This window comes from Seonamhaeicola sp. ABD4_340 (assembly GCF_056312135.1).
The window spans coordinates 1463652-1485319 of sequence record NZ_CM149981.1; the positions used below are offsets into that span (position 1 = coordinate 1463652).

General features: G+C 32.3%; 22 protein-coding genes. 19 read left to right on the forward strand and 3 right to left on the reverse strand.

The window, feature by feature from the left end; genetic code table 11:
* Positions 1–54: 54 nt before the first annotated feature.
* The 3 genes from ACYX4H_RS06380 (at position 55) to pth (ending at position 2386) form a co-directional block, all read left to right on the forward strand.
* Positions 55–996: a ribose-phosphate pyrophosphokinase gene (locus ACYX4H_RS06380; protein ID WP_475294870.1), complete on the forward strand. Its 942-nt coding sequence runs from the start codon at positions 55–57 to the stop codon at positions 994–996.
* Between the two features lie 55 nt (positions 997–1051).
* On the forward strand, positions 1052–1669 hold the full coding sequence (locus tag ACYX4H_RS06385; RefSeq protein WP_476238383.1) for a 50S ribosomal protein L25/general stress protein Ctc: 618 nt from the start codon (positions 1052–1054) through the stop codon (positions 1667–1669).
* A gap of 150 nt (positions 1670–1819) precedes the next feature.
* The gene (pth, locus tag ACYX4H_RS06390) at positions 1820–2386 is read left to right on the forward strand and encodes an aminoacyl-tRNA hydrolase (RefSeq protein ID WP_475294868.1); all 567 of its coding nucleotides are present in this window, start codon (positions 1820–1822) and stop codon (positions 2384–2386) included.
* A gap of 21 nt (positions 2387–2407) precedes the next feature.
* Here the strand turns inward: pth and ACYX4H_RS06395 are convergent, their stop codons facing one another.
* Entirely contained in the window at positions 2408–5848 is a 3441-nt protein-coding gene (locus tag ACYX4H_RS06395; protein WP_476238384.1) for a reprolysin-like metallopeptidase, read from the reverse strand.
* A gap of 70 nt (positions 5849–5918) precedes the next feature.
* Here ACYX4H_RS06395 and ACYX4H_RS06400 point away from each other — a divergent pair, with 70 nt between their 5' ends.
* The 16 genes from ACYX4H_RS06400 (at position 5919) to ACYX4H_RS06475 (ending at position 19408) form a co-directional block, all read left to right on the forward strand.
* Positions 5919–6854, forward strand: a complete 936-nt coding sequence (locus ACYX4H_RS06400) for a bifunctional riboflavin kinase/FAD synthetase (RefSeq protein WP_476238385.1) — start codon at positions 5919–5921, stop codon at positions 6852–6854.
* A complete protein-coding gene (locus ACYX4H_RS06405) occupies positions 6847–8163 on the forward strand; it encodes an HTTM domain-containing protein (RefSeq protein ID WP_476238386.1) in 1317 nt (438 codons plus the stop codon). The genes ACYX4H_RS06400 and ACYX4H_RS06405 overlap by 8 nt, the downstream gene beginning before the upstream one ends.
* 45 nt (positions 8164–8208) lie before the next feature.
* The gene (gene serS / locus ACYX4H_RS06410; protein ID WP_476238387.1) at positions 8209–9480 is read left to right on the forward strand and encodes a serine--tRNA ligase; all 1272 of its coding nucleotides are present in this window, start codon (positions 8209–8211) and stop codon (positions 9478–9480) included.
* Positions 9481–9646: 166 nt separating this feature from the next.
* Complete coding sequence (locus ACYX4H_RS06415; protein ID WP_475294863.1) at positions 9647–9769, forward strand: hypothetical protein; 123 nt, start codon at positions 9647–9649, stop codon at positions 9767–9769.
* A 228-nt stretch (positions 9770–9997) separates the two neighbouring features.
* Complete coding sequence (locus ACYX4H_RS06420; protein WP_476238389.1) at positions 9998–11773, forward strand: tetratricopeptide repeat protein; 1776 nt, start codon at positions 9998–10000, stop codon at positions 11771–11773.
* Positions 11774–11891: 118 nt separating this feature from the next.
* Entirely contained in the window at positions 11892–12221 is a 330-nt protein-coding gene (locus tag ACYX4H_RS06425; RefSeq protein WP_475294861.1) for a DUF4286 family protein, read from the forward strand.
* Between the two features lie 13 nt (positions 12222–12234).
* Positions 12235–13011 carry a 16S rRNA (adenine(1518)-N(6)/adenine(1519)-N(6))-dimethyltransferase RsmA gene (rsmA, locus tag ACYX4H_RS06430; protein WP_475294860.1) on the forward strand — a complete coding sequence of 259 codons (777 nt, stop codon included), beginning with the start codon at positions 12235–12237 and terminating at the stop codon, positions 13009–13011.
* A 38-nt stretch (positions 13012–13049) separates the two neighbouring features.
* The gene (gene mgtE, locus ACYX4H_RS06435; RefSeq protein WP_476238390.1) at positions 13050–14426 is read left to right on the forward strand and encodes a magnesium transporter; all 1377 of its coding nucleotides are present in this window, start codon (positions 13050–13052) and stop codon (positions 14424–14426) included.
* 45 nt (positions 14427–14471) lie between these two features.
* Positions 14472–15428, forward strand: a complete 957-nt coding sequence (locus ACYX4H_RS06440; protein ID WP_476238391.1) for a 2-hydroxyacid dehydrogenase — start codon at positions 14472–14474, stop codon at positions 15426–15428.
* Between the two features lie 81 nt (positions 15429–15509).
* Complete coding sequence (locus ACYX4H_RS06445) at positions 15510–15881, forward strand: VOC family protein (RefSeq protein WP_476238393.1); 372 nt, start codon at positions 15510–15512, stop codon at positions 15879–15881.
* 10 nt (positions 15882–15891) lie between these two features.
* Positions 15892–16347, forward strand: coding sequence for a DUF1801 domain-containing protein (locus ACYX4H_RS06450; protein WP_476238394.1), 456 nt, complete (start codon positions 15892–15894; stop codon positions 16345–16347).
* 110 nt (positions 16348–16457) lie between these two features.
* Entirely contained in the window at positions 16458–17216 is a 759-nt protein-coding gene (locus ACYX4H_RS06455; protein WP_476238395.1) for a sulfite exporter TauE/SafE family protein, read from the forward strand.
* Between the two features lie 108 nt (positions 17217–17324).
* A complete protein-coding gene (locus tag ACYX4H_RS06460) occupies positions 17325–17768 on the forward strand; it encodes a YtxH domain-containing protein (protein WP_476238396.1) in 444 nt (147 codons plus the stop codon).
* Positions 17769–17856: 88 nt separating this feature from the next.
* Positions 17857–18180: an ArsR/SmtB family transcription factor gene (locus tag ACYX4H_RS06465; protein ID WP_475294853.1), complete on the forward strand. Its 324-nt coding sequence runs from the start codon at positions 17857–17859 to the stop codon at positions 18178–18180.
* A 10-nt stretch (positions 18181–18190) separates the two neighbouring features.
* A complete protein-coding gene (locus ACYX4H_RS06470; protein ID WP_476238397.1) occupies positions 18191–18697 on the forward strand; it encodes a DUF6428 family protein in 507 nt (168 codons plus the stop codon).
* 93 nt (positions 18698–18790) lie between these two features.
* Positions 18791–19408, forward strand: a complete 618-nt coding sequence (locus ACYX4H_RS06475) for an arsenate-mycothiol transferase ArsC (protein ID WP_476238398.1) — start codon at positions 18791–18793, stop codon at positions 19406–19408.
* A 3-nt stretch (positions 19409–19411) separates the two neighbouring features.
* On the opposite strand, the gene ACYX4H_RS06480 is transcribed toward ACYX4H_RS06475, so the two are convergent.
* Together ACYX4H_RS06480 and ACYX4H_RS06485 are read right to left on the reverse strand one after the other, a co-directional pair.
* Entirely contained in the window at positions 19412–19648 is a 237-nt protein-coding gene (locus ACYX4H_RS06480; protein ID WP_476238399.1) for a hypothetical protein, read from the reverse strand.
* 197 nt (positions 19649–19845) lie between these two features.
* Positions 19846–21666: a GNAT family N-acyltransferase gene (locus ACYX4H_RS06485; RefSeq protein WP_475294849.1), complete on the reverse strand. Its 1821-nt coding sequence runs from the start codon at positions 21664–21666 to the stop codon at positions 19846–19848.
* Positions 21667–21668: the final 2 nt, after the last annotated feature.

A 21668-nucleotide genomic window follows, 5' to 3' on the forward strand; every position in this document is an offset into this window, starting at 1 on the left:
TTGCACCTCGTTAAAAAACGGGTAGCTTAAACACTATAAAACAACACATTAACTATGCCTACTGTAAATACCGAAGCCAAAATATTTGCCTGTACACAAAGCGAAGTTCTTGGTAAGAAAATAGCTAAGGCTTTTGGCGAAGATTTAGGTAACGTAATAACCTCTACATATAGTGATGGTGAATTTCAACCATCATATGAAGAATCTATTCGTGGCGCCAGAATATTTATAATAGGTTCAACAAATCCGGGGCCACAAAACCTTATGGAAATGTTGTTAATGATAGATGCTGCTAAACGTGCCTCAGCAAGACATATTACAGCGGTTATGCCGTATTTTGGTTGGGCAAGACAAGACAGAAAAGATAAACCAAGAGTGCCAATTGCAGCAAAATTGGTAGCTAAAATGTTAGAAGCAGCAGGAGCAACCCGCATAATTACAATGGATTTACACGCAGACCAAATACAAGGTTTTTTTGAAAAACCAGTTGATCATTTGTTTGCTTCAACCATATTTTTACCGTATTTGCAAAGTTTAAATCTTGATAATTTAACAATAGCATCACCAGATATGGGTGGCTCAAAAAGAGCTTATTCATATTCAAAAGCATTAAAAAGTGATGTTGTAATTTGTTATAAACAACGCGCAAAAGCTAACGTAATTTCACATATGGAATTAATTGGTGATGTTACAGGAAAAAATGTAGTGCTTGTTGATGATATGGTTGATACCGCAGGAACATTAACAAAAGCAGCCGATTTAATGATGGAACGTGGCGCCTTAAGTGTAAGAGCCATTTGTACACACCCAATTTTATCAGGTAAAGCTTACGATAATTTAAAGGCATCAAAATTAGAAGAATTAATAGTAACAGACTCTATACCATTAACGCAAGAAAGCGAAAAAATTAGAGTATTAAGTTGTGCAGATTTATTTGCCGATGTTATGAAAAAAGTACATAACAATAGCTCTATTAGTTCAACATTTGTAATGTAATGTTTTAACAAGCATTATAAAAAAAGAGAATATTAATTAAATTTTAAATAGAAAAATGAAATCGATTACAATCAACGGATCTCAAAGAGAAAGCGTGGGCAAAAAAGCAACTAAAGCCTTACGTAATGCTGGTCAGGTTCCTTGCGTATTATACGGAGGAGACAAACCAGTGCATTTTGCAGCAAAAGAGTTAGACTTCTCTAATTTGGTGTATACACCAAATGCGCATACAGTTGTAATTACTTTAGATAATGGTGATACTTTTAATGCAGTATTACAAGATATTCAATTTCACCCTGTAACAGATAGAATTTTACATGTAGATTTCTACCAGTTATTTGAAGATAAAGAAATAGCATTAACTATTCCAGTTAATTTAGTAGGTAATTCTGCGGGTGTTAAAAATGGTGGTGTTTTAAGAAGAAATAACAGAAAGTTACGTGTTAAAGCGCTTCCAGCTAACTTGCCAGATTTTATTGAAGTAGATATTACACCTTTAAAAATTGGTGGTAAAGTATATGTTGGAGATTTACCAAGCGATAATTACAAGTTCATGCACCCAGATAATACAGTTGTATGTCAGGTAAGAACTTCTAGAAATGCGGTTGCTGAAGATGAGGAAGAAGAAGGAGAAGAGGCAGCAGCTCCAGCAGCAGAAGCATCACAAGAGTAAAAAACACTTTACAATTAATAGAAAAGGCATTCTAATTTATTTAGAATGCTTTTTTATTTTTACACAAATTTGTAACATGTAATGTGTAAATTAATTTTCAATTTTTTTAAAAAAAGACAAAGCACTTTTATTGTTGAAGAACAAAACGAGATGAAAAAATTTTTAGTAGTAGGCTTAGGAAATATAGGAGAGAAATATGAAAACACACGCCACAACATAGGCTTTAAAGTGTTAGATGCATTTGCGAAAAATGAAGATTTAACATTTCAAACCGATAAATTAGGTGACGTCACCTCATACAGGTTAAAAGGGCGTACCATTATATTTTTAAAACCAAGCACATACATGAATTTAAGCGGAAAAGCAGTATTGTATTGGCTAACAAAAGAAAAAGTGCCTTTAGAAAATTTACTAATTATTACAGATGATTTAAACTTACCCTTTGGTAGCTTAAGGCTAAAAACTAAAGGAAGTGATGGTGGCCATAATGGTTTAAAAGATATACAAGCAAAATTAAATACAACTGCTTACAACCGTTTTAGGTTTGGTATAAGTGATGCTTTTAGTAAAGGCAGACAAGTAGATTATGTTTTAGGTGAATGGAATGATGATGAAATGAGTAAATTAAACGAACGATTACAAAAATCTACCGAGTTAATAAAATCATTTGTTTTAGCGGGCGTAAGCAACACCATGAATACCTTCAACGGAAAGTAATAAAAGCATTATTTTTTTACTTTACCTAACAATAATTTTTTTGGTAGCCTTTTTTATACCATCAGATATATTTACAAAATACATACCTGCTTGCGGATATTTTAGTAACGTGTTTTCTTCAAAATCACCACCTGTATTGTAGGTTTTTTTGTAAATAAATCGGTTTCTAATATCAAATATTTCAACAGTAATAGGGCGAGAAAGTGCGCCGTTTAATCTTATTGTAAATATACCATCATTAGGGTTTGGGTACAATATAACATTTTCAAAACCACCATTTTCAATACTCATAGTAGGTATTACATTTATGGTATAATCTTCAGTTTCACCATCAACATCATTATTAGTTGCACTAGGCTCAATAGTGCCAGAACCACCAGCATAACTAGTTGCAACGCGCATTATAGTGTTACCTAAAACAGCATTAATAGGAATTTGTATTGTGAAAGGCGAATTGCTTGTGGCTGTATTTGAGGCATTGGTAGCGGTGCCCAAATTATAGGCTTCGTCTTCTGAAAATGCAGCGTCTTGGTTCCAATCTATCCAAGCTTTTGTTGCGCTTGTAAAATTTCTTTCGGTGCTAACATTTACTGTTAGTTGATATTCAGAATCTCTATTAACTGTAGTTGAAACATCAGTAAAATCTGAGTAATTTGATGTCTTTCCTGAAGCCTGATTTATAGTATTGAAGTTTACTAAGGTTATTGATGTATCAAAGGAATCACTTGAGCCAACCACATTAATAGTATAATCTTCAACTTCACCATCAAAACCATTTTCACAAGCTGTTGGCAAACCATCATCTTTAAATTTAGTAGACACACGCATAATAGTATTGCCTATTAAAGCATTGCTTGGTACTAAAATAGGTAGGCTACTATTTTGGGTGGGCCCATCAGCCACATTGGTAGCATCGCCTAAATTGTATGTTTCGCCAGCATCATCAAAACTACAGTTTTGGTTCCAATCTATCCAAACGCGGGTGTTGGTAGTAAAATTACCATCGGTATTTACCCTAACTGTTAAATTGTAAGTGTCATTTCTGTTTATATCTGTAGACATACTAGTATAATCACTATAGCCATTTGGTTTACCTGATGTTTGATTTATGGTGTTGAATTGCACAAATGTGGTGCTAGTGTTATATTCTGTATTGGCAACAGATTCGCACAAGCCGTTATAAAAAGGCAGATTGAAACTTGTGTTTTTAGTAATTGAACTTGATGTGCCAATAACAGTGATTGAGTAATTACCTTGTGGTGTATTGTTTAGTCCGTTAATGGTCATGGTAACACTGCCTGAGTTTGTCATGCTAGCCGGTGAAAAACTAACGCTGCTACCTGATGGATTGTTTGATGCGCTAAAGGTAGTGGTTTCGTTAAAACCGTTTACAGCTTCATAATTAAAAGTATACGTTACACTTGTAGCGTTACACTCAATAGGTGATAAAGTTTCATTTACAATAAAAAAATCTGGATTTGTTGATATTGAAAAATTAAAATCAGATACATCATAAAAAATATTATCTGCAGCTTCAATTAAAATTCTAGCATTATCAGTATCTGCAATTGCAGGAACATTGTAGGTAAAAGAACCGTCGTTTGGTGTGTTTGTTGCTATTACGGTATCAAACGTAGTGCCTCCGTTAGTAGATAAAAGAATATTTACATTCTGGCAATTAATAGTAGCGTTGTTAGTTTCACCAACAATCCATTGTATATTTTGTGTGCTACCTTGAGCCCAAGACACGGGGTTTTCAACACTAAAAGGTGTAACATCTTCAACGGTTATTTGCATGGTATCGTAACTAGATTGTCCGCCAGAGGCATTGTTAGGTGCACGGTCTCTAACGGTTAAAGCCCAATTTAAAGTACGTGCAACACTAGCAACTGTTTCCCAATCACTACCAAGTGTAGGGTCTGTTTGTTCAATATTTCCAGCTAAAACACTATTAAAATTAGGAATATACCTATCTGGATTACTAGTTGGTGGTAAAGATCGGTTCATAGAACCAGTGGTTAATGAGGGCCCAAAATTTAAAAAATTGGTAACACCATTGTCTATTTGTTCCCAGCAAAAAGTTAAGTTATCGGTACCGTCCGCATCAGTAGCATTTCCTTTTAAAACATAAGGTGTGCTTTTGGGTATGCTGTAATTATTACCCGCATTGGCACTTGGTGGGTTGTTAGCAATACCTTCAGTAGTTTGGCAACTTTTGGTAGCAATATTATCAAGAATTTGTTTTATACTGTGATAATGAAAATAATCATCGCCACTTAGTTCAACGTTATTTGCTCCCTCTAAACCTGCATATGCCATTATAGTTGAGCCACTTCCGGGTTCAGAGTTTACGCCAGTACCTTCGCTTTCAAAAGCCCATGTGTGGTTGGCACCCATTTGATGCCCAATTTCATGTGCTACAAAATCAATATCAAATAAATCGCCTTCAGGAACATTGTTTGATGGCGATGTGAATGCACTTCCTTTCTGGTTGTTTACACAAACACAACCAATACAGCCAGCATTTCCGCCGCCGCCCGAAGCTCCAAATAAATGGCCAATATCGTAGTTAGCTTCACCAATAACACTTGTTAGTGTATTTTGAATTTCTGATGTCCAGGCACCATCAACCCCTGTGTTAGACTCTGAATATGGATCTGTGTTAGCATTGGTATAAATTATGGCATCATTATTAGCAATAAGTTCAAACCTTACAGCCATGTCGGTTTCAAAAACTTCATTTACTCTGTTTAGTGTTGTGTTTATTGCCGCCAAAGCATTGGCTACAGTACCACCGTGGTATGCGGTATATTCGCCAGTTACAGAAATAGCTATTCTAAATTTTTGAAGTGTTTGGTTATTAGCGCCACCTTCATTAATTTTTGAAGTTTTATTGTTAGATTTTGTTAATTTATTTAAAGCACTAAAGGTTTTACATTCTAAATTATTTGACAAACCTTTATGATCATTTTTACTGTACAACACATATTGGTTTGAGTTTTTTGTAACAGGTTGCATAAATACATTGGGTTTATCTGCATAAGTAATCATGGTTTGCACACCATTGGGCGAAACACTCATGCGTAATCTTGCTCCAGAATTATTTGCACTAAAACCAATATATGATTTAATATTAGGGAATTTAGCAGCCAGTTCTGGTGCAAAAACTGGCGCTTCAAAAATGGTAAACGTTTCTAAAGAGCCGTTAATTCCTGGAATGCGTATGGTTGTATTTTGTGTTTTTTTAGAAGAAAACCTTAAAGCAACATTAGCTATACTTTTGTTAAAATGATTTCTGTTTAAGCTAAAAAAATGGGCATTATCTTGGTTTATTTCTAATTTAGAAAGAGTTGAAGTGTTTTCAATGTTTTTTAGTTTTTCCCAAGAATATGTTTGCGCAAATCCTGAAAATGCTGTTAAAACCATTGCTATTGAAAAAACATAATGTAGTTTTGTTTTCATAAGGTTGTACAGGGCAATTTTTTAAACAAATCTAGCTTTTTTAAATTAATATAACAATTAAGCTCTATAAATGAGTGAAGTAAAAAATATAGCAGCATACAAATCTAGTGAACCAACCGTAGTTACTATTGGTACGTTTGATGGTGTGCATATTGGCCACAAAAAAATTATAAATAGGCTTGTAAATACAGGTAAAATAGAAGGTTTAAAATCGGTTATTTTAACGTTTTTTCCGCATCCAAGAATGGTATTACAAAAAGATGCCAACATTAAATTAATAAATACTATTGAAGAAAGACGTAGTATTTTAGAAGCCGCAGGTATAGACCACTTACTTGTAAAAGAATTTACACATGAATTTTCTAGACTTAGTGCCGAAGATTTTGTTGTAAAGCTATTATTGGGTAAACTAAATGCTAAAAAAATAATTATTGGTTATGACCACCGTTTTGGAAGAAATAGAAGAGCCGATATTAACGATTTAAAAAAATTTGGAGAACAGTACAATTTTAATGTTGAAGAAATATCAGTACAAGACATTGATGATGTTGCGGTAAGCTCCACAAAAATTAGAAAAGCATTAGTAGAAGGCCAAATAGAAAAAGCCAACCTATATTTAGGTTATAATTATATGCTAAGTGGCACAGTAACTAAAGGCAAAGGTTTAGGTAGGCAATTAAATTATCCTACAGCCAATTTACATATTGAAGAAACTTACAAACTTATACCAAAACAAGGCGCTTACATAGTAAAAGCTACTATTGATAATAATATGGTTTATGGTATGATGAATATTGGTACAAACCCAACTGTAAATGGTAGTAAAGAAACTATTGAAGTACATTTTTTCAACTTCAGTAAAGATATTTATAATACATCTGTAAAAATTGAAATTTTAAAGCGTTTAAGAGATGAACAAAAATTTGAATCTGTTGAAGCTTTAAAAGCACAATTAAACAAAGACAAGCAAGTAGCACAAGATTATATAGCAACTAAACATGGTTAATACATGGTTATTTAAACATATTGATAACAGTGCACTTATAGTTTTTAGAATAATATTTGGGCTGTTATGTTTTTTAGAATCGGTTGGTGCTGTTTTTACAGGTTGGGTAAAAACCACGCTTATAGACCCCAAGTTTACATTCTCTTTTATTGGGTTTGAATGGTTGCAACCGCTCCCCGGAAATGGTATGTATTTTTACTACATTATTATGGGTGTTTTTGGGCTACTTGTTATGGTTGGCTACAAATACAGGTTTAGCATGTTTGCATTTGCACTTATGTGGGCTGGTACTTATTTTATGCAAAAATCATCATACAACAATCATTATTACTTGTTAATGTTGTTAAGTTGTATCATGTTTTTTTTACCAGCAAACACCTATGCTTCTTTTGATGTTAAACAAAACCCAAGTATAAAAAGCGTTTCAATGCCATTATGGTGTAAATGGGTTTTTGTTGTACAACTTTTAATAGTTTACACCTATGCCTCGGTGGCTAAATTATATCCAGATTGGTTAAATACTAGCGTTTTAGAATTACTTATGAAATCTAAAGAAAGTTACCCTGTTGTGGGCAGTTTTCTGCAGCAAAAATGGTTACATTACGTGTTAAGTTACGGTGGTATTTTGTTTGACGGATTAATTATACCACTTTTACTATTTAAACCAACCAGAAAGTACGTTTTTGTAATATCTATTTTCTTTCATTTATTTAACTCATTTATATTTCAAATAGGCATATTTCCGTATTTATCATTAGCATTTTCGTTGTTCTTTTTTGAGCCAAAAACTATTCAGCAGTTATTTTTAAAAAAGAAACCATTTTATACTGATAATATCATAAAAGTACCATCATATAAAAATATTCTATTGTCGGTTTTTAGTATTTATTTTATAATTCAAATAGCACTACCATTACGCCATCATTTTATTAAAGATGATGTTTTATGGACCGAAGAAGGCCACCGTTTATCATGGCGAATGATGCTACGTAGCCGCGGCGGATACGCAACGTATCGCATTAAAAATAATGATACAGGAGCCTCTATGATTGTTAATTTAAACGATTATTTAACAAGAAAACAAAAACATAGTGCTAGTACAAAGCCAGATTTTATTTGGCAGTTTTCACAATATTTAAAAAAGAAATATAAAAACGAAGGGCAACATATTTCAGTATTTGTAACCAGTAAAGTAAGTATAAATGGCAAACCTTTACAACCTTTAATAAATTCTGAAATAGATTTAGCAAACACCAGTTGGTATACTTTTAAGCATAACAGCTGGATTTTACCTTCAAAACAAGACTAAATAAATTAGTAATTTCCTAAATTTGTCGCTTAAATTTTTCAACGTATGTTACAAGTACCTTTTATTAGAGAAAACAAAGATTTGGTTATTGAGCGTTTAACTAAACGAAACATTGACGCAACGCAAGATATAAACCAAATAATCTCTTTTGACGAAGACAGAAGACGCATTCAAACAGAATTAGATAATACCTTAGCAGAATCTAACGCATTATCAAAAGAAATTGGCATGCTTTATAAGTCCGGAAACGTTGAAAAAGCCAATGAAATAAAAGCAAAAACAGGCCAGTTAAAAGAAGCTTCAAAAAAATTAGCCGAAGATTTAAACAATGCCACCAATGCTTTAAATGAATTACTGTATAAAATTCCTAATGTGCCAAACAGCATTGTGCCTAAAGGAAATACAGATGAAGATAATGAAGAGGTTTTTAAAGAAGGCGATATTCCTGTTTTACACAAAGGCGCATTACCGCACTGGGAATTAGCTAAAAAATATGATATTATAGATTTTGAACTTGGTAATAAAATTGCAGGCGCTGGTTTTCCGGTGTACAAAGGTAAAGGAGCTAGGTTACAACGTGCATTAATTAGTTATTTTTTAGATAAAAACACCCAAGCAGGTTACACAGAGTTTCAATTACCTCATTTAGTAAACGAAGCATCTGGTTTAGGCACAGGCCAATTGCCCGATAAAGAAGGGCAAATGTACCACGTAACCGCCGATAATTTATATTTAATACCAACTGCCGAGGTACCAGGAACCAATATTTTTAGAGATGTGGTTTTAAACGAAGCAGAATTACCAGTTACCATTACAGGTTACACACCTTGTTTTAGGCGAGAAGCTGGTAGCTATGGCGCACATGTTAGAGGTTTAAATAGGTTGCACCAATTTGATAAAGTTGAAATTATACGTGTAGAGCATCCAACAAAATCTTACGAAGCCTTAGAAGGAATGGTAGCACACGTTAAAACCATTTTACAAGAACTTAAATTGCCGTACAGAATTTTAAGACTTTGTGGTGGCGATTTAGGGTTTACATCAGCCTTAACCTATGATTTTGAGGTGTTTTCAACAGCACAAGACAGATGGTTAGAAATTTCATCAGTATCTAATTTTGAAACATTTCAGGCTAACCGTTTAAAGTTAAGGTTTAAAAATACCGAAGGTAAAAATGAATTGGCTCACACTTTAAACGGCAGCTCATTAGCATTACCAAGAGTGTTGGCTGGTATTTTAGAAAATTACCAAACCGCTGAAGGTATTGTAGTGCCAGAAGTTTTACAGCCTTATACAGGTTTCAAAATAATTAATTAAAATCAAAACTTTTTGACTTAAAAAACTCACTTTTTTAGTGGGTTTTTTTGTTTTTATCGGTGAAATGCATTTTAATCATGCTGTTTAACGATTTTTTAGTGGGTTTTTTTGTCTTTCTATATTTATTTTAGAAGTTAGCTATACCAAATCTATCAACCTACTAACCATGAAAAATTTAAAGCGCATAATCATTTTAATAGCCTTAGTATTTTTTGCAGGAAAGGTGTTATTTTCAGATTTTAAAATTGATAAATCAGAAAATAACGTAACGGCCTACGCAAAAAAATAGTTGCTAATTATTTCCAAGATTTTAAAATTTTTATAACTAAAATGTCCTGAATCTTAACAAACTGTTGTTTTTTAAACGTAACGGTAGTTAATGGAACATTTATTTTTGGTTGGTTAGGATGCCCGAAATGTATTTTTCGGGCATTTTTGTTTTTAAATGCTAAACTAAACCTTAAGGTTTATAATAATATTTACAAGTACTAGCATGCCATTTTATTATATTTACAACATGAGATTGTTTTTGGTATTATTTTTAATGTTTTCGGCCAGCTTGTTTGCACAAGATGAAACCTTGGCTTTAAATTATTTTAAAAAAGGGCATTATGAAAAAGCTTTGCATGAATACCAAAAGTTATATGCGCAAAGTACTTCAAACATCAACTATATTTATAAAATAATTGAAACGCATCAGCAATTAGAACAGTTTGATGAGGCTGAAACTTTTTTATTAAAACTAATTGCAAAAAAAAATTATCCAGCATTTTTAGTAGAGTTAGGGTACAATTTTCAATTAAAAAACAATTTAGACAAAGCCAACCAATATTACCAGGAAGCCTTAAATTTTATAAATGAAAGACCAAGCCATGTATACGCTGTAGCAAGAGCATTTCAAAACCATGCCTTGTTAAACGAGGCTATTACAGCTTATGAAAAGGCTATGGAACTTAACAGCAGCTATAATTTTAGTATACAGTTAGCGCAATTATATGGAGAGCAGGGGCATATTGAAAAAATGTTTAATAGTTACTTAAATTTCACACAAATAAATCCTGCTGCTTTGCCCGATATTAAACGTAGAATAAATGAATTTTTAGGTGAAAGTGGTGATGATGTTAATAACACACTTTTTAGAAAAACCTTACTAAAAAAACTTCAACAAGAACCAAACGTGCTTTGGAATCAGTTATTAAGCTGGTTGTTCATACAGCAAAAAGATTTTAATAAAGCGTTTATACAAGAAAAGGCCATTTTTAACCGTAAACCCGAAAGTTTAGATAGAATTTTAGAACTTGCTTTAATTGCTGTAAATGATAATGATATTGAAATAGCCACCCAAATACTTAACTACATTATAACCACTGCCCAAGATGCAGATACAAAGCTAAATGCGCATTACACCTTATTACAGTTAGAAACTAAATTAGGCAATACCAACAATTATAATGATATAAATAATAAGTATTTAGAGCTTTTTGATGAGTTTGGTAAATTTTCGCAAACCTTAAACCTACAAATAGCTTACGGTCATTTTTTAGCGTTTTATAAAAATGATACCAAAGCAGCCACTAGTTTTTTAGAAAAAACATTAGAGTTACCTATTTCGCAAATGCAAAAAGCACAAGTAAAATTGCAGTTAGGTGATATTTTAGTGTTACAAGAAAAGTTTAATCAAGCGCTTATTTATTACACGCAAATACAACGTAATTTAAAAAACAGTACCATATCTCAAGAGGCACGTTTTAGGGTTGCAAAAGCTAGTTATTATAAAGGCGATTTTAAATGGGCAGAGTCTCAGTTAAAAATTCTAAAATCCTCAACATCGCAGCTAATAGCCAATGATGCACTAGATTTAAAGTTGTTAATTTCAGATAATAAATACGAAGATTCACTTCAAACAGCATTAAAATTGTACGCTAAGGCCGATTTGTTGGCCTTTCAAAATAAAAAAGATGAAGCAATAACCGTTTTAAACACAATTTTAAACAACCATAAAACCGAGCCAATAATTGCACAAACTTTGTTTAAACAGGGGCAATTATTTAAAGATAAAAACCAAACAGAAAAAGCGGTAGCTAATTTTGAAAATCTCATAAAAAACTACAGTGATGGTATTTTGGTTGACGATGCCTATTTTCACTTAGCTCAAATTTATGAAAAACAGCTAAACCAACCTGAAAAGGCAAAAACACTGTATGAGCAAATTATATTTAATCACGCAGATAGTATTTACTTTATTGAAGCCAGAAAACGTTACAGAACCTTACGTGGCGATGCTATAAACTAAATTCCAAAAGGCAAAAACCAAATTCCAAAATCAATACCATACCTTTGTGCTTTAATAAAGGTTGCTAAAACTAATTGTTTTAAAGCTTTTTTATAAGAATTTTGAATTTTTTATAATTATGATAATTTATAACGTAACAGCAAATATAGATGCATCTATTCATGATGAATGGTTAGTATGGATAAAAGAACATATACCGCAAGTACTGGCAACAGGCAAATTTGATAAAGCCACACTAACACGTGTTTTGGTTGAAGAAGCCATGGGCGGCATAACCTATTCTATACAATACAGAGCCTATTCACGTGAGGCTTTAAATGATTATTACAAACAAGACGCACCACGGTTGAGAGCCGATGGCTTAAAACGCTTTGCCGATAAAATGTTAGCTTTTAGAACAGAGTTAGAAATGGTAGACGAGTATTTTGTGAACATAAACCCTAATTAAAAACCAAACGCCAATGACGGTAAAAGCAAAAAAACATTTAGGTCAGCACTTTTTAAAAGACGAGAATATTGCAAAAAAAATTGCCGATACTCTCACCTTAAATGGCTACAAAAAAGTGTTAGAAATTGGTCCGGGCATGGGCGTACTCACAAAGTATTTATTACAAAAAGATGTTGAAACATATGTTATTGAAATTGATACAGAATCTGTAGAATACCTGCAAGCTAATTACCTAAATTTAGCACCAAGAATTTTAGAAAAAGACTTTCTTAAATATAATTTAACTGAAGTTTTTAACAATCAACCTTACGCCATTACAGGTAATTTTCCCTATAATATTTCAACACAAATAGTATTTAAAACGTTAGAAAATCGTCATCAAATACCAGAGTTTACGGGCATGTTTCAAAAAGAAGTTGCTCAACGTATTTGCTCAAAAGAAGGTAGTAAAGTTTACGGTATTCTTTCAGTTTTAACCCAAGCATTTTATAATGCCGAGTATTTGTTTACGGTACCACCAACGGTTTTTAATCCGCCACCAAAAGTAGATTCTGGTGTTTTAAGGCTTACCCGAAAAAAAGAATTTACCTTGCCATGTAATGAAGCCCTTTTTTTTAAAGTAGTAAAACAAGCATTTCAACAACGCCGAAAAACACTTCGTAACAGTTTAAAAACATTCAATTTATCTAATAATTTAAAAGCAAATACTATCTTTGGCCAGCGGCCAGAGCAATTACCAGTTCAAGCGTTTATAGAACTTACGCTGCTTATTGAAAAAGATCAAGAATAAACATCACACAAAGTGATTTCTATTTTCATCAGAAATATATGCAAGAGGAAAAAGAAAACATACAATTTCAGTTAACCGATGAACTTTTAGAGCAGGTTGAGTTACTAATCGAAATTAAAAAAGATAAAGAACTTAAAGCTTTAATGGATGACTTCCATTATGCTGACATTGCCGAAATTCTAGATGAACTTAATTTAGACCAGGCCATGTACGTTATTAAACTATTAGATTCTGAAACAACTTCAGATATTCTAATGGAACTTGACGAAGACAACCGTGAAAAGGTACTTAAAAATTTATCTGCAAAAGAAATTGCTGAAGAAATTGAAGAGTTAGATACTGATGATGCTGCAGATATGATTGCAGAATTACCAGAAGAGCGCCAAAAAGCAGTAATAGATCAAATTGAAGATGAAGACCACAGAGCCGAAATTACAGAGCTTTTAGCCTATGATGAAGACGTTGCCGGTGGATTAATGGCAAAAGAGCTTGTAAAAGTATATGAAACATGGACGGTTGCAGGTTGTTTACGCAGAATTCGTGGGCAAGCCAAAGATGTAAAACGCGTACATTCCATTTACGTAGTTGATAAACAAGAGCGTTTAATTGGGCGTTTATCATTAAAAGATTTAATTACCGCTAAAAGCGAACAAAAAATAGCCGACATTTACATTTCTAGCGTAGATTATGTAAATGTAAACGAAGATGCCGAAGAGGTTGCCAAAATTATGGCAAAGTATGATTTAGAGGCAATACCAGTAGTTGAAAGCGATGAAAACAAAGTGCTTTTAGGCCGTATTACCATTGATGATATTGTTGATGTTTTAAAAGAAGAAGCAGATAAAGATTACCAATTAGCAGCAGGTATATCAAAAGATGTTGAGGCCGATGATAGTATTTGGCAATTAACACGCGCCCGCTTACCATGGTTAATTTTAGGTTTATTTGGCGGTTTAGGCAGTGTGTTCATTATGGAAGGTTATGAAGAAGCCCTAAACAGTTATAAAGAACTCTTTTTCTTTACACCACTTATAGCAGCCATGGCCGGTAATGTAGGTGTACAATCTAGCGCTATTATAGTACAAGGTTTAGCTAATGATATTGTTAAAGGTAGCCTTTTAAGCAGGCTGTTAAAAGAAGTAGGTTTAAGCCTTATAAATGGTGCCGTTTTAGGCATTTTGGTAATACTTTTTGGTTATGTAATGGACATGCAATTTAATTTCAGCATGACTATTGCCATTTCAATGATGTCTGTAATTATTATTGCGGCTTTAATAGGTACTTTTGTGCCCATTATTTTAGATAAACGTGGTATTGATCCGGCCATTGCAACGGGGCCTTTTATTACAACAAGTAACGATATTTTTGGTATTTTCCTGTTCTTTTATATTGCAAAACTTATTTTAGGGTTTTAATTTTTTAGATGTAAAATCGCCTTAAATTTATATAACATTTTAGTTATGAAAATTCTTCATTTAGATACTAATCATCCACTTTTAATAAATCAATTACAAAGCTTAGGGTTTACTAATTATGAAGATTATACCACATCAAAAGCTGAAGTTGAAAGCAAAATTTCAGAATATGATGGTATTATTATTAGAAGCAGATTTACAATTGATAAACAATTTTTAGATGCTGCAACAAACCTTAAATTTATTGGTAGAGTTGGTGCCGGTTTAGAAAATATAGATTGTGATTATGCTGAAAAAAAAGGTGTTTACCTAATTTCTGCACCCGAAGGTAATAGAAATGCTGTTGGAGAACATTCATTAGGCATGTTGCTATCATTATTTAATAAATTGAATAAAGCCAATACCGAAGTAAAATCTGGTAAATGGCTTCGCGAAGAAAATCGAGGCATTGAGTTAGACGGAAAAACCGTTGGCCTTATTGGTTACGGTAATATGGGTAAAGCATTTGCAAAAAAATTACGCGGTTTTGATGTTGAAGTTTTATGCTATGATATTAAAAATCATGTAGCCGACGAAAACGCAAAACAGGTAAGTTTACAGCAACTTCAAGAAAACGTTGATGTTTTAAGTTTGCACACACCACAAACACCTTTAACGTTAAATATGGTAAATACAGATTTTATTAATGCATTTAAAAAACCGTTTTGGTTAATAAATACCGCCCGCGGTAAAAGTGTGGTTACTAAACATTTGGTTTCGGCATTACAAACAGGCAAAATTTTAGGTGCTGGTTTAGATGTTTTAGAGTATGAAAAAGCATCTTTTGAAAGCTTATTTTCTACTGAAATGCCTGAAGCTTTTCAATATTTAATAAAAGCAGAAAATGTTTTGTTATCACCGCATGTTGCTGGTTGGACGGTTGAAAGCAATGAAAAATTGGCGCAAACTATTGTAGATAAAATTAAAGAAAAGTTTGTTACTTTGAGTGATTTCAATTTATAATTAGAATCGTAACGAGAAGTTTATTAACTTTAACATCAACCCAACGTCTTGCTTAATTTCTGCTTTTCTAAATTTTAAATTATGATATTAGGTGCGTTTTCTATTAGTTTAAGTGTAAAAGACATTTATAAATCAAAAGAATTTTATGAGCATTTAGGATTTACTGTTTTTGCAGGTGATATTGAAAAAAAATATCTCATTATGAAAAACGGAAACGCTCTAATTGGTTTATTTCAAGGCATGTTTGAAAGTAACATTATAACGTTTAATCCTGGTTGGGATGAAAGCGGAAATAAAGTTGATAATTTTACCGACGTTAGAGATATTCAAAAGCATTTAAAAAATAATGAAATAGCACTTATAAATGAAGCAGATGATAACACCAAAGGTCCTGCAAGCGCAATGCTTTTAGACCCTGATGGAAATGCTATTTTGCTAGATCAGCACGTTTAAAAATTAAGTTATGCAATACAAAGCTAATTCTCCAGAAGATTACATAAACCAGGTGCCCGAAGATCGTAAAGTTATTTTAAAAAAGTTAAGACAAGTTATAAATGATAATTTACCAAAAGGCTTTAAAGAGGGAATGCAATATAAAATGATAGGTTATTTTGTACCGCATACGGTATATCCAGACGGCTATCACTGTAACCCAAAAGAACCTTTACCTTTTATGAGTTTTGCATCACAGAAGAATTCTGTAAATTTATACCATAGCGGTATTTATGCAAAAAAGGAATTGCATGATTGGTTTGTTGCAGAATACCCTAAACACAGTAAGCGTAAATTAGATATTGGTAAAAGTTGCATTCGGTTTAAAAACATGGATGATATTCCGTTTGATTTGATTACCCAATTAGTCAAAAAAATAACTTGTAAAGAGTGGATTGAAATTTATGAATCTGCAATAAAAAAATAAATATTAATCATAGGTGCTAAAGCAATAACTTTAATAGTTAAAATTAATTTATGAAATTTAGTTATAGTTTATAGTAAGTATGGTAATATATTTTAACTACCTATTTTAGCATGCTAGATATTCTTCAGCAGTATAATTTATCGGTTTATAAATGGATAGCCATTGGTTTTGCAGCTTTTGTTTTAGGCGCTTCAAAATCTGGTATAAAAGGCATTGGCATAGTAATAGTTATAATGTTGGCATTTGTTTTTGGCGAAAAAGCTTCAACAGGCGTATTATTACCAATGTTAATAAGTGCAGATGTTTTGGCAGTTAGTTATTACAACCGCCATACGCAATGGAAATTTATAAAAATGCTTTTGCCTTCAATGATTTTGGGTGTTTTAGTAGGCGTTTGGGTGGGCGATACTATCTCTGAAATTGTTTTTAAACGTATAATGGCACTTATAATTATTAGTTCTATAGGTATTATGTTGTTTTTAGAACGCCAAAAAAGCAACACCATACCAAATAACAAAGCATTTTCGTATTCAATGGGGTTTATGGCTGGCTTTACAACCATGATAGGCAATTTAGCTGGCCCTATTTCAAACATTTATTTTTTAGCTATGCGTTTACCAAAAAATGAATTTATTGGTACTGCGGCTTGGTTATTTTTTATTATAAATGTATTTAAATTACCGTTTCATTTTTTTGTTTGGAAAACTGTATCTGTGCAATCACTTACTTTAAACGCGTGCTTATTTCCAGCGGTAATTATTGGTTTCTTTTTAGGTGTTAAATTGGTGAAACTTATTTCAAACACAAACTATAGGCGTTTTATAATTATAGTAACCACTATTGGTGGGCTTGTTATGCTATTTAGTTAATAAACAATAACCCACTAAATAGTAATACGAAAAAATTAAAACACCAATAGCACAAAATAAATTTTAATTTATAAATTTATACTCTAACCATTTAAACAATTTTATATCATGTCTGATGAAAAAAATTTAAGCGACGACCTAAACGATATGTTAGGCGATGCTAAAGAAGGCGTAAAAAAAGCAGCAGATAAAGCTGAAGATTTTGCTGATGACGCCAAAGAAACAGCTAAAGAGTTTACAAATGATGCCAAAGAAGTATTAAGTGATGGTAAAAATGTAGCAATAATTGCCCACATTACTTTAATAGGATGGATTATAGCTTTGGTAATGAATAATGGCAATAAAACTGAACTTGCTTCATTTTACATTAGGCAAATGTTAGGGCTTATAATTTGCTTTTTTGTATTATGGTTTGTGCCAGTAGTTGGCTGGATTTTAAATCTTGTACTTATTGTTTTCTGGATTATGAGTTTAGTAGGTGCATTAGGCGGAGAAAAGAAAGAAACACCGGTTATTGGAAAGTTTTTTCAAGATTGGTTTAAGTCTTTATAAAAACCTAAAAAGTCAAAAATTTTTATTGTTTTGACTTTTTTATTTAATTATATTATCGTAATATTGCAATATATAATTTATATGAGTTATGGGAATCACAAAATCACAAATATTCACACAGCAACAAAATGATTTAGCACAGTTTTTTAAAGTACTGGGGCATCCGGCACGTGTGGCTATTCTTCAATATATAAGTGAGCAAAATAGTTGTATTTGTAATGATTTGGTTGAAGAAATTGGTTTGGCCCAGGCTACCATTTCACAACACTTAAAAGAATTAAAAAGTATAGGCTTACTTAAAGGTGAAATTGAAGGTAAAAGCATGTGTTACTGTATAAATATTGACCGTTGGAACGAGATTCAAAATCATTTAAACTCATTTTTTAATAATACAAAACAAAATTGTTGTTAAAACATACACTATGAAAACACAAGAATTATTAAACATTTTAGAGCAAAACCAAGACAAAGCATTACTTTTTGAATATGCACCAAATATGTTGGTGGGCACTAATTACCACATAACCGAAGTAAAACACATAACCGTAGAATCTGTAGATTGTGGCGCACAAACTGATGATTGGAAAGAAACCATCATTCAACTTTGGGAAAGCCCTAGTGAATTAGGTAAACCTAATTATATGAGTGTTTTAAAAGCACAAGGCATACTAAAAAAAGTAGGTAAAATTAAACCTTACAACCTAAATGCTGAAGTTAAGTTTGAATACGGTAATGCAGCATTTCATACAGCACAACTTTTTGTTAACGATTTTGAAATTAAAAACAACAACTTAATTTTTAAGTTAGCTGTTGAAAAAACCGATTGTAAAGCCAAAGGTATTTGTGGTGTGCCAGAAGAAGATGTTAAAATGGAGGTAAGTATAAATAATAACGAACCTTGTTGCACACCAGATGGTAATTGTTGTTAATTAATAAATATTTTTTATTCCCGCAAAGGCGAGAATCTTATTAAAAAGAAAACTAATTAAAATAAATTCCTGTTTTAACGGGTAATATAAATTATGAATAACACCTTATTTGAAAACATATCAAAAACTATAACATCTTTAGATGTAAATACAGTTACCGAAGAAAGAAAAGCAATACTTAAACCGTTAATTGATTATATAAAGGAAAAAATAGAAGCCAAGGCTCCTGTTAGATTAAACTTTATTTGTACACACAATTCTAGAAGAAGCCATTTATCTCAAATATGGGCACAAACTATGGCTGCTTATTTTAATATAAATAACTTAACCTGTTATTCTGGTGGCACTGAAGCTACTGCAATGTTCCCAAAAGTGGGTGAAACTTTAACTAATCAAGGTTTTAAAATTAACAAACTATCTGAAGGAGAAAACCCAATTTATAGTATTAAGTTTTCAGCAAACGAAGCATCAGTTATTGCATTCTCTAAAAGATATGACAATGAATTTAACCCGTCTTCAGAGTTTGCGGCAATTATGACATGTTCTACTGCAGATGGCGGATGCCCTTTTGTAGCTGGTTGTGATAAGCGCGTAGCAGTAACATATGAAGACCCAAAACAATCTGATGGTACTCCACGACAAACTGAAAGTTACTTTAACCGAAGTTTAGAAATTGCTACAGAAATGAAATATGTGTTTGAGAGTTTATAGAAACTAATTATTTTTTTTAAGTGCCTGTATTTTGTCATTTATTTTTGTGATAGTAAATGTACAAATCACAATAAAAATAAACATAGCAATAACAAAATCGGTTAAGCTTTCGGCTTTCATATCGCTCATAAATGTGTATAAAATAATACCAAAAGCAATAGCAATGTATATAATAATTTCGGGGGTTAATATTTTAAATAGTTTCATAGTTTGATAGGGTGTTTTTTTTAATCTTTTCATAACAAAAAGAAAGCGTTTTATTTAAATAACGCATTTAATTTGCAATTATTTTTTCTGCAAAATAGTGCAATTTTCGTACCAAAAGCTATTGGAAATTATTATTACGATAATTTTAAGAAAAGATTAACGGTGTTTTTTAACAGATAAACTGCTGTAGTGATTTTAAACTGAAAGAATTTACATCAAAAAGAAGTGGTTTATTTTTCAATAAATTTACGTTCTAATTCTGCTTGAAATTCTTCCATAACAGGGCGCACGGTGCTTTCGGGTAAGTCGGCTATTTTAATGTACATTAAGCCATCAACAGCATTATTAAATAAAGGGTCTACGTTAAAAGCAACCAAACGAGCATTTTGTTTAATATATTTTTTAAGTAAAACCGGAAGTCTTAAAGCACCTGGTTCAATTTCATCAATAATTTTGTCAAATTTATTAAGGTCTGCTTCGGTTTCATCAAAAACAAAATCTTTATCGGCGTCTTTTAATTTTACTTTAAATTCTTTTTTAGGGCGCACGTATTGTGCCAAATATGGGTCGTAGTAATGTGATTTCATAAACTCAATCATCAACGATTTTGAGAAGTTTGAAAATTGATTACTAATACTAACACCGCCAATTAAATAGTTGTGTTCTGGATAACGCAATGTGGTGTGTACAATACCTTTCCAGAGTAAAAATAAAGGCATTGGTTTTTGTTGATAGGCTTTAATTATAAAGGCGCGCCCCATTTCAATAGACTCGCTCATCATTTTATAAAGTTCGGGTTCAAACCTAAATAAATCTTGCAGGTAAAAACCATCAATTCCATATTTTGCAAATATTTTTGATCCTAAACCCATGCGGTAAGCGCCTGCAATTAGTTTACTTTCATTATCCCATAAAAACATATGGTGGTAGTAGGTGTCAAACGTATCTAAATCTATGGCTTCGTTGGTGCCTTCACCAACTTCTCTAAAAGTTATTTCGCGTAAGCGCCCAATTTCTCTTAAAATGTTGGGTATTTTATCGGCGGCAGCCAAAAACACTTCGTAATTTTTACTTTCTAGTAAGCGGGCATTTGCTTTACGTAAGGTTTCTACTTCGGCATCCATAACGCTAGTATCAATGGGTGTTACAATACGTTTGGGTGGTTTAACGGTTTTAAGCGTTGTTGGTATTTTATCTAATATTTTAGGTTTATCTTCAAAAGCATTAGAAAGCATGTAGGTTTTTTTTCTAATAAATTCTGAAAAATCTTCTAGTGTTTTATGCTCTTTTTGGTCTTTTACTAAAATAGGTTTACCAATGCGTACCTTAATGGTTCTGCGTTTTTGAGTTAGTAATTCTGAAGGTAATTTAGCAGTGCGAAACGTATCACTAATTTTTGAAAGTTTGTAAAATAACTTGCTGTTTTTAGCGTGAAAATAAATAGGCACAATAGGCACTTCGGCTTTTTTTACTAGTTTCATAGCAGCTTCTTCCCATGGTTTATCAACTACTAATTTGCCATCTCTGTAGGTTGATACTTCACCTGCTGGAAAAATACCTAGTGGATGCCCTTCGCGTAGGTGTAAAATGGCATTTTTAAAACCTGCAATACTTGAAGCCGCATCTTTTCTGTCTTCAAAAGGGTTTACGGGCATTATGTATGGTTTTAAAGGTGCAATTCTGTGTAATAAAAAGTTGGCTATAATTTTAAAATCTTTACGCTGTTCTAGCATAAGTTTTAAAAGTAAAATACCATCTATACCACCAAGCGGATGGTTTGATACGGTTATGTAAGCGCCATCTTTAGGAAGGCGTTTAAGGTCTTCTTCTGGGATTTCAAATTTTATACTAAAATCTGATAAAATGCCATTTAAAAAATCAAGGTCGTTTAAATGTTTGTTGCGTTTATAAATGCGGTTAAGTGTTGAAATTTTTAACACTTTCATTAAAAGCCAACCTATAAAAGTACCAATAAACCCGTATTTGCTTAATTGTATGGCTTTTGCAACTTCTTTGGCAGATACTAATCCTTGATCTTCTTGTTTAGTCATAA

Bases quoted from the DNA above. Each gene is read 5' to 3' on its own strand.
- ACYX4H_RS06420 (WP_476238389.1), top strand. From the start codon at position 9,998: ATGAGATTGTTTTTGGTATTATTTTTAATGTTTTCGGCCAGCTTGTTT.
- ACYX4H_RS06400 (WP_476238385.1), top strand. From the start codon at position 5,919: ATGAGTGAAGTAAAAAATATAGCAGCATACAAATCTAGTGAACCAACC.
- ACYX4H_RS06405 (WP_476238386.1), top strand. From the start codon at position 6,847: ATGGTTAATACATGGTTATTTAAACATATTGATAACAGTGCACTTATA.
- ACYX4H_RS06440 (WP_476238391.1), top strand. From the start codon at position 14,472: ATGAAAATTCTTCATTTAGATACTAATCATCCACTTTTAATAAATCAA.
- mgtE (WP_476238390.1), top strand. From the start codon at position 13,050: ATGCAAGAGGAAAAAGAAAACATACAATTTCAGTTAACCGATGAACTT.
- ACYX4H_RS06485 (WP_475294849.1), bottom strand. From the start codon at position 21,666: ATGACTAAACAAGAAGATCAAGGATTAGTATCTGCCAAAGAAGTTGCA.
- ACYX4H_RS06415 (WP_475294863.1), top strand. From the start codon at position 9,647: ATGAAAAATTTAAAGCGCATAATCATTTTAATAGCCTTAGTATTTTTT.
- ACYX4H_RS06450 (WP_476238394.1), top strand. From the start codon at position 15,892: ATGCAATACAAAGCTAATTCTCCAGAAGATTACATAAACCAGGTGCCC.
- pth (WP_475294868.1), top strand. From the start codon at position 1,820: ATGAAAAAATTTTTAGTAGTAGGCTTAGGAAATATAGGAGAGAAATAT.
- ACYX4H_RS06480 (WP_476238399.1), bottom strand. From the start codon at position 19,648: ATGAAAAGATTAAAAAAAACACCCTATCAAACTATGAAACTATTTAAA.
- rsmA (WP_475294860.1), top strand. From the start codon at position 12,235: ATGACGGTAAAAGCAAAAAAACATTTAGGTCAGCACTTTTTAAAAGAC.
- ACYX4H_RS06445 (WP_476238393.1), top strand. From the start codon at position 15,510: ATGATATTAGGTGCGTTTTCTATTAGTTTAAGTGTAAAAGACATTTAT.
- ACYX4H_RS06455 (WP_476238395.1), top strand. From the start codon at position 16,458: ATGCTAGATATTCTTCAGCAGTATAATTTATCGGTTTATAAATGGATA.
- ACYX4H_RS06425 (WP_475294861.1), top strand. From the start codon at position 11,892: ATGATAATTTATAACGTAACAGCAAATATAGATGCATCTATTCATGAT.
- ACYX4H_RS06380 (WP_475294870.1), top strand. From the start codon at position 55: ATGCCTACTGTAAATACCGAAGCCAAAATATTTGCCTGTACACAAAGC.
- ACYX4H_RS06465 (WP_475294853.1), top strand. From the start codon at position 17,857: ATGGGAATCACAAAATCACAAATATTCACACAGCAACAAAATGATTTA.
- ACYX4H_RS06475 (WP_476238398.1), top strand. From the start codon at position 18,791: ATGAATAACACCTTATTTGAAAACATATCAAAAACTATAACATCTTTA.
- ACYX4H_RS06395 (WP_476238384.1), bottom strand. From the start codon at position 5,848: ATGAAAACAAAACTACATTATGTTTTTTCAATAGCAATGGTTTTAACA.
- serS (WP_476238387.1), top strand. From the start codon at position 8,209: ATGTTACAAGTACCTTTTATTAGAGAAAACAAAGATTTGGTTATTGAG.
- ACYX4H_RS06470 (WP_476238397.1), top strand. From the start codon at position 18,191: ATGAAAACACAAGAATTATTAAACATTTTAGAGCAAAACCAAGACAAA.
- ACYX4H_RS06460 (WP_476238396.1), top strand. From the start codon at position 17,325: ATGTCTGATGAAAAAAATTTAAGCGACGACCTAAACGATATGTTAGGC.
- ACYX4H_RS06385 (WP_476238383.1), top strand. From the start codon at position 1,052: ATGAAATCGATTACAATCAACGGATCTCAAAGAGAAAGCGTGGGCAAA.